A 7,548-nucleotide genomic window follows, 5' to 3' on the forward strand; every position below is an offset into this window, starting at 1 on the left:
CCCGGCGGCTCCGGGGGGGGTGCGCCTCCTTGCCCCCCGCCCCCCTCCCCCCCCCCCAAAAAACATCCCGCGCCCCCCCCCCCCCCCCCCCCCCCCGCGGGGGGGGTTCTGGGCGGGGGGGGGGGGGCCCCCCCCCCCCCACCCCGGGCAGGCCCCCGGCCTGCCCGGTAAAGCCTGCGCCTTCGCGCGTAGAGGCTCCAGGGTCAAGGGTGGCCGCAGGCCATCGGCGCAGCCGACGCGCAGCGCCCTTGAGGCTGGAGGGGCGCGCGAACACAATGCAGGCGCCCCGCACCAGGAGCACGCGGCCGGCAGGCCGCGCACGGCGCCGCAGGCGCCGAAACCCGATCTTGAACAGCCGGTAGCTGTGAGAAAACCAGGCGAAAACCCGGTGTTCTTGCGGTCACAAGTTGTGACCGTAATTCTCACCCCTGCCTGCTCCCCCTACCGCTCCCTGACCTGCATGGGCGACGCTTCACGCTGTCGGATCTCCTCACCCCCTCAGTCCCACATCTCATACACACTTCGTGCGCACGAGATGTGGGACTGAGGGGGTGAGGAGATCCAAAAGAATTCAGTTCAGGAGGTAGGGGGAGCAGGCAGGGGTGAAAAGACAAAAGACTCTGGTTGCGTTGGGATGGGGTATCGGTGCGTTGGGTGCGTGGTTGCGTTGGTATACGTTCCGACGCCAAAGGCGTCGCTCCCAGTGGCAGAGTTGGCATGTGACGCTGCGGTAATCGAGCGCGCCAGGGCGCACTCGTCCGAGAGCTGACGCTCTCGCGTTCGCTCCGCTCAGGTAACCGTGCCGGGCGTGCCTCTCCGGTCGGCCAAGAACGGGGCTATCACACGACCACCGAACATCAAGGGCGCTGCGCGTCGGCTACGCCGATGGCCTGCGGCCACCCTTGACGCTCGGCGCCCGTGTGATCGGGCAGCCCCAGGCCGACCGGAGAGACACACCCACCACGCCGGAAACCCACGCTCCACTGCCAGGTATCCGCAGCCTGACGGCTGCGCGCGGGGGCTCTGCCCACCGGACCCCCGCTCCTCGCCGGAGGGGCAGGCGCTCCCAGAGAGTCGGATCAGGGCCGTCACCGGCATGAGGTTCGCGGAACGGCTGTCCATCTCGCTGCCAAGTCGCGTGAGATATGTAACGGCAGTGACTCTTTCGCAGATACGCAGGCCGGGAGTGAACCAACGGCATTCACTTGAGAATGACACTGTACATGAGAACCATCAATTATAGTTCGCATGGTAAATGTCTCATGCCTGGTGTTCGAGCATGGATTAGTTGACAGTGGTTGTTTTTCAAAATGGGAACGGAGCAACATGACGCGGATTGTGTCATTTGAAATTAAAGGCCTGTCTGGTCGCAAGGGGGTGGTTCAACATCATTTAAATACTGACGTGAATGTCTTCTGGGGTCCCAATGGTTCTGGTAAGACTTCGATGCTAAAAATTCTTCATAGTGCACTATCCGGAAACACTGAAGTGCTCCATTCGGTTGCTTTCACGTCGGCTCGTGTTGAATTTTATAGCGAGGATAGAAATCAAAATATCGTAAGAGAGATATCTAAGCGTGATATTCAGCAGGCCGAAGAAGAGTATGTAGATGAAATATATGATGCTGAAACGTCAGAGTTGGTGTATGTAAAGACAACGAAGAGTGAGAAACCCGCACTCTGGAGGACTACGCCTAAGCCGATTCGGTCGTCGCTTCGATATACTCACCGTTGGCTTCCTATATCTAGAATCTTGAGTACGCCGCCTCGATCGCCGCACCGCAGGGTGATGGAGAAGCGGGCGCGCAGCCTCGATTTGGATGAGGCCTTCGCGGCGGGAATAGAGCAGCGGTGGGCGGACTGGAGGTTTCGGGCGAACCGTGAAATCCGGGCCGCCCAAGACCACGCACTCGCGGCAGTGCTAGAGGTTGCCCTCCGGGGCGTCAGGAAGCGCGACCAGTCCATTGAGCCGCTTGACGTTCATCAGGCGTATCAACTGGTAACCGATTTCTTCAGTGAGCGAACCAACCCGCGTATGGGATTTGCTTTCAGGGATTTCGGAGAATTTGAAAGTCGATACAACGAAGATAGTATTTTGCCGGATATCGTTCAGCGCTTACAAAAGGTTGAGCTTGAAGTCGCGAAGCTCTTGGCCCCTCAGCGTCGCCTGGAGGAGCTGGTAAGAACTCTGTATACCGAGGGCCGTACGGTGACCTTCGGAGACGATGGAATCAGCGTAAGTGTGAACGGCGCTGATATTCCCTTGCGTCACCTTTCGAGCGGCGAGCGTCAGCTTCTTGTGATATTGCTGGAATGCTTGGATGCGGGAAGTAACTCCGTGCTGATAGATGAGCCAGAGCTTTCAATGCACGTAGCGTGGCAGAACAAGTTGGTCGAATGCATGCGAACTGTGAGTCCTTCGGCGCAACTTATTATGGCCACGCACTCACCGGAGATAATGGCGGAGCTGGAGGATCGTTGCATAATCGAGCTCTGAGCAAGCCTGCCTGGTCTCCAAAAGCTTTCAGCCGAAGGGTGCTGATTAGCTTGCGGTCCCTCCATATAGTCGTGGAGGGAAAAAGTCATGATAGCGCATATTATGGATTAATTGCCGAATCTAGTGCGGTTCTGGCTGGCGATTACGAAATATCGCGTGTGGACAAGATCTATACATCCGGAGGGAAGGAGGGGGTGCTAAAGGTATTTGAAACTATGCGGAGGAGTGGCCATTTGATCCAGGCTTCCTCTGCTGGCCCCAAAGTGGCTGTGTTTATGCTGGACAGAGATGCGGAAATAGTCACGGGTGGCACAAAAAGGAATCCGCATATTTTCTACACGCGAGGATATGACGTCGAAGCCGATATACTTATGCATGGGGATACGGCTAGAGCGCTTGGCGCAACTGTGGGTTTGTCGCCAGCTGACTCTCGGGACCTCGCCGAGCGTCTCGGAAGCTGGCACCAGGATGCAGCCCATAAGTGGCGAGACTGGGTGGTTCTTTGTTGCGTGGCTACGGTCTTGGGAATCGGATCGAGCGCAAATTACTCCCGAGGGAAGGTGTCTGACTCCGATTTGCGGTCAATTTGGTCTACGAGATCCAAGATAAAAACTGCGTCGGGGATGGGTGATGATGAATTCGAGGCTTTCGAGGGGTCGATAGCGAAAAAGATCGATGCGGTGTATGAATCGGGTAAATGCCATACTCTGGTAAAGGGTAAATGGCTTCCATTTTACCTTCGGGAGCGCGTCTCGGATCTGTTTGACCCGAGTGAGTGTCCGGATATGAATGACTTCGAAAAGAAGGTCGTGAGCAACTTTCTCTTGTCGCTCGACCCAACTCGTAAGTGGGGGCAAAGATATTCGAAGTCTTGGGAACGGTTGCTGTGTTAGGCGGCTCTTTCCGCAATGGATCTGTCGTGGTTCCAGTGCCGTGGGCGCCGCTGGTGGAGATCAGCGGGGGCCTTTGAACTCAAATACTGAATCGTATTCATTCCAGTCGATTCGGACACCTTCAGGTTTAAAGCCAGGCCCGCCTCGGGCTGGAAGGATGGTCACTCGGACACCTAAAGCGTTGAGGACGGCGATTCGTTGTGTTACAACGAGGCCGTCCCACACTTGCCGAGCGTCGTTGGTAGCGATGTCTGACAGCAGTTCGCCGTCTAATCCGGCAGCGTCTCGAATTGCGTCAGCCTCCGCTGCGGCGAGCTCCGGCTTGAGCTTTGCCGTGATCCGCGAGAGTTGCTGAGCGTCGATGGCTCCATCGGCAAACGCGTCCGCAGCGCTGTCGAGTCGAGACCGGATGGCGTCGGCCCGTGACCGTGCTTCCTGTCCGGCGGTGTCGTCTCGGGCGAACAAGTCGCGTGCATCGGGCTGTGTCAGCCTCGTGCACACGACCTGTGCGACAAACTCGTCTACCCATTCCACCCGGCGCCCAACGCATCCGCGGCCAGTCGGACAGGCATATAGAACATGCGGACCACCGCGATTCACGACCCGAAGGGTGGAGTTACACACCCCGCATCGACCGATCCCGAAAGACAGTAGGTGCCGACGCGCGCCGCTCTTAGTCGCTGAACGACCGGGAGCGGTAAGCAAGGCTGTCACGCGGTCGTGGTCATTTCGATCCACTATCGCTGGCCAGGCGGCCGGGTACTCCTGGCCGCGATGTGTCCTCACCGCGATGTTCATTTTGCGTAGAGCCAACTTCCGGACGGTTGACGACATCCAGTGTCCTTTTCCCTGGGGCGTCGGGACACCTTCCTCGTTCAGGCGCTTGACGATCGCTTTCAGCGATAGGCCAGCCAGCAGGTCCGCGACGATTTTCCGGACGACTTGTGCCGGTTCCGGATCTTCGATGTCTTCCCAGCTCAGTACGTTGCCCGCAGCGTCCCGATGGTAGATGCGTCTCCACCCGTAAGCGACAGGCCCGTTGGCCCGGCCTTCCTCGGCTCGTTGCTGCGCCGCGCGGGCGATGCGCTCGCCCTTGATCTCGGATTCCGCTGTGTCGAACTCGCCGAGTACTCCGGCATACATCCGGCCGGCGGCGGATGTTAGGTCGATGTCCGAGCCCTTGACGAGCGCGATGCCTACATGGGCCTTCGACAGGAGGTCGATCGCATGGGCGCGTTCGCGCCGGTTCCGCCAAAGGCGCGATAGGCCGTACGCAACGATATGGTCGAACTCGCCGCGTGCGGCTGCTTCGAGCATGGCCTCGTAGTCCTTGCGGTGCTTGTTCCCCTTCAGTGCGGAAATGTCGTTGTCGGTGTACACCCGCACGACTTCCCATCCCCGAGACTCCGCGAGGCGTATCGAGTCCTCGCGTTGGCGCGCGATGCCCTTCTCTGTACTCCGCGGATCCTCGGAGATTCGACAGTAAACAGCCGCCCTACCTGCCATGATGCTATGTTACCCGCTCAGAACCCCCTGTATTTCCGGGGGGCATCGGGAAGACCTGGCGGCCGGAGGATTTCACCACCCTGCTCGATGGGGTGACCAGCAAACTGTTCGACCGCTACGGCGACGACACCATCGTCTATCCCGGTCACGGGGACGACACCACTCTCGGTGCCGAACGGCCACAGCTGGCGGAGTGGCGGAGCCGGGGCTGGTGACACCGGGCCCGGACGCCCACCGGTGGTGATGCGGCAGAATGGCTACTGCCGTGCTCGCATCGATGTGACCAAGGGTGGCGGTCCATGAGATCCGGTGGAGACCCGCACAGCTCGGGCGATATGGCGGAGGTCGCCCGGGCAGCCGCCGCTCGCACGGTGAACGCGCTGACCACCGGGGTCACCCATGTGGTGCGGGCAGAGCGTGAATTGATCAGTGGGACAGAAGCGTCCGCGGGGATGCTGCTCGGTGCCGATCGACGCGGTGTGATACCGATCGACTCCGCCGGCCGCGCGCTGATCGGAAGCGACCGGGTGTACAACGGGCGGCGCGAAGCCGCGTACCTGGAATGGCTCGAGGGTATGCGGAGCCGGGGGGTCGATACCGACGCCGTCCTGGCCGATCTCGGGTCGATCTGGGATTACCTGCGGCACGACCCCAAATGGGAGTTCGATCCGGACCGGCAGTACGGCGGCGCGGTCATGTTCGGCAGCCCGGATATCGGGGGCGCCGCGGTGCTCACCCATTTCCTGCGCGACCGCGGCCTCGGCGATACACCCGTCGTGTTCTCCGGCTACGCCGATCCGGGCAAGGGCGCTCTTGTGCCCGAAGCCGTGCGGTTCCGTACCGAGGCCGAGCGGAAGGGGCTGGGCTCGCACCGCATCATCGAAGACCGCTTCGCACGCAACACCGGCGAGAACGCGAGCAACTCCTTGGCGCTGCTGCGTGCCGAGGGACGCGACGTGAGTTCGGTCATCGGGGGATGTACACCGCAACACGCGCGCCGGGTATGGGCGACGATCATGAAACAGGGCCCCGAGGTCGAGCACGCCGCCATCATCACCAATGACGTCACGGTGGACAACTACCTGCGGTACGGCCTGCGGACCGACCCCGGGCAGGCCGTACCGCCGGGTGAAATCGCCTCCGCGATCATGGGCGAGGTCAAGCGGCTCGACACCTATCCCGCCGAAGGCCATATCGTCGCCCAGCCCATCCCCGCTGATATCCGCGGCGCGTACGACAGGCTGGGCGAGATGATCCGGCCGACCGAGAAGAGGTTCTGAGCTCGCTCAGGCCAGGTTGATCAGCTGCTGCCGCAGCCAGGACAGCGCGGTGGCGCCGCCCGCGACCCGGTAGCTCGGGTAGCTCTGGTGGATACCGGATTTCACGAAATCGTCGATCTGCTGTTTACGCTCCTCGTAGGCGGCGCCGTTGAGCTGATCGTGCAGCAGGCCGAGACCACCGGCGGCGAGGGCGTCGTTCAGCAGTTCCAGGCCGAGCGAGTGGTAGTTGCCGAACTGGGCCGGGTCGGCGTTCGACACCTGGGCGAAGAAGCCGGCGATCCGGGCGGCGAAATCACCCTCGGGAGTGGAGCAGTACAGATCGCCCACCGCGCAGAAGGTGTAGGTGCGGTTGCTCAGCCAGCCGAAACCGGTCAGCCGCGGTCCGCCCGCACCGGCGCCGGGTACCGCCGGGCCGATCAGGTTATCGGTGGGGGAGCGGCGCGGATCGGCGATCAAACCGACCAGCGCGACGCGGTCGGCCGGGACGACGCCCAGCCCGGTGCCGATCTCGGACGCGAGATCACCGGCGGCGTCCGCGCCCTGGCTGTACCCGAGCAGAGCGAAGCGAGTATTGGCGCAACGTCCCGCGACCTCGGAGATCAGGCCGCGCGCACCGGCGAACGCCTCGTTCTTCGAGCGGCCGTAGACCTCGCCCTCCCACGGGAACGCGGTCGCGGTGTAGGCGACATAGTCGGTGTACGCGCCGTTGGGCAGGCCCTCGGTGACCGCGGCGAGCATGCCCTTGCCCGGATCGGTCTTCGAGGTCTCCCAGGTTCCGGGAATCGCGACGACGTACAGTCCCGGGCAGTGTGCCGGCGCGGCGTGGGCGGTCGTCGTGGCCACCGCGGGGGCGAGGACAGTGGCAAGGGTTACCGCCAGACCGGCTGCGGCGTTCTTCCATCCAGGCATCGTGTACTCCAAGTGCTCACCGAGACGGCCACGGGCCGTTACCTGTTCCCAGGATTCCCAAAACAGTCCAAGGACATGCCGCATCATTGCGGCTTGACGCATAAGTATGGGCGGGTCCGTGGCCACCGGGGAACGGCTGGTGACGCAGCAGATCTCGCCGACGAACAGCCAATCACAAAATGTCCGTATCGGCAGCACAATCTACCGGTGTTCCCCCCTGATCCACAGGATATTCACATGCCAAGGCGGCCTGTCACCGAAAATGTCCGTTACATCCGGTTTTCCGGCGGGGCGGCGAGGGATCCGCGGACCGGCAGATCCGCACCCCGAGGTGAGCGCCACCCGCGACCGGGGGGGGGGGGGGGGGGGGGGGGGGGGGGGGGGGGGGGGGGGGGGGGGGGGGGGGGGGGGGGGGGGGGGGGGGGGGGGGGGGGGGGGGGGGGGGGGCCCACCCCCCCCCGCCC

General features: G+C 62.3%; 4 protein-coding genes and 1 pseudogene. 3 read left to right on the forward strand and 2 right to left on the reverse strand.

The window, feature by feature from the left end; translation table 11 throughout:
- The first annotated feature begins 1,248 nt into the window (after positions 1-1,248).
- Entirely contained in the window at positions 1,249-2,496 is a 1,248-nt protein-coding gene (locus tag QH276_RS00530; protein WP_280400140.1) for an ATP-binding protein, read from the forward strand.
- A 953-nt stretch (positions 2,497-3,449) separates the two neighbouring features.
- On the opposite strand, the gene QH276_RS00535 is transcribed toward QH276_RS00530, so the two are convergent.
- Positions 3,450-4,895: a recombinase family protein gene (locus tag QH276_RS00535; RefSeq protein ID WP_280400141.1), complete on the reverse strand. Its 1,446-nt coding sequence runs from the start codon at positions 4,893-4,895 to the stop codon at positions 3,450-3,452.
- A 29-nt stretch (positions 4,896-4,924) separates the two neighbouring features.
- Here QH276_RS00535 and QH276_RS00540 point away from each other — a divergent pair.
- Positions 4,925-5,110: pseudogene (locus tag QH276_RS00540) on the forward strand (MBL fold metallo-hydrolase); the annotation flags it as partial.
- Between the two features lie 84 nt (positions 5,111-5,194).
- Complete coding sequence (locus QH276_RS00545; protein WP_280400142.1) at positions 5,195-6,175, forward strand: ElyC/SanA/YdcF family protein; 981 nt, start codon at positions 5,195-5,197, stop codon at positions 6,173-6,175.
- A gap of 6 nt (positions 6,176-6,181) precedes the next feature.
- Here QH276_RS00545 and QH276_RS00550 read toward each other — a convergent pair whose 3' ends face one another.
- The gene (locus tag QH276_RS00550) at positions 6,182-7,084 is read right to left on the reverse strand and encodes a cutinase family protein (RefSeq protein ID WP_280400143.1); all 903 of its coding nucleotides are present in this window, start codon (positions 7,082-7,084) and stop codon (positions 6,182-6,184) included.
- Between the last annotated feature and the right edge of the window lie 464 nt (positions 7,085-7,548).

Origin of the sequence: Nocardia carnea (assembly GCF_029869215.1) — a bacterium.
Taxonomy (GTDB): domain Bacteria; phylum Actinomycetota; class Actinomycetes; order Mycobacteriales; family Mycobacteriaceae; genus Nocardia; species Nocardia carnea_B.

Bases quoted from the DNA above. Each gene is read 5' to 3' on its own strand.
- QH276_RS00545 (WP_280400142.1), top strand. From the start codon at position 5,195: ATGAGATCCGGTGGAGACCCGCACAGCTCGGGCGATATGGCGGAGGTC.
- QH276_RS00550 (WP_280400143.1), bottom strand. From the start codon at position 7,084: ATGCCTGGATGGAAGAACGCCGCAGCCGGTCTGGCGGTAACCCTTGCC.
- QH276_RS00535 (WP_280400141.1), bottom strand. From the start codon at position 4,895: ATGGCAGGTAGGGCGGCTGTTTACTGTCGAATCTCCGAGGATCCGCGG.
- QH276_RS00530 (WP_280400140.1), top strand. From the start codon at position 1,249: ATGGTAAATGTCTCATGCCTGGTGTTCGAGCATGGATTAGTTGACAGT.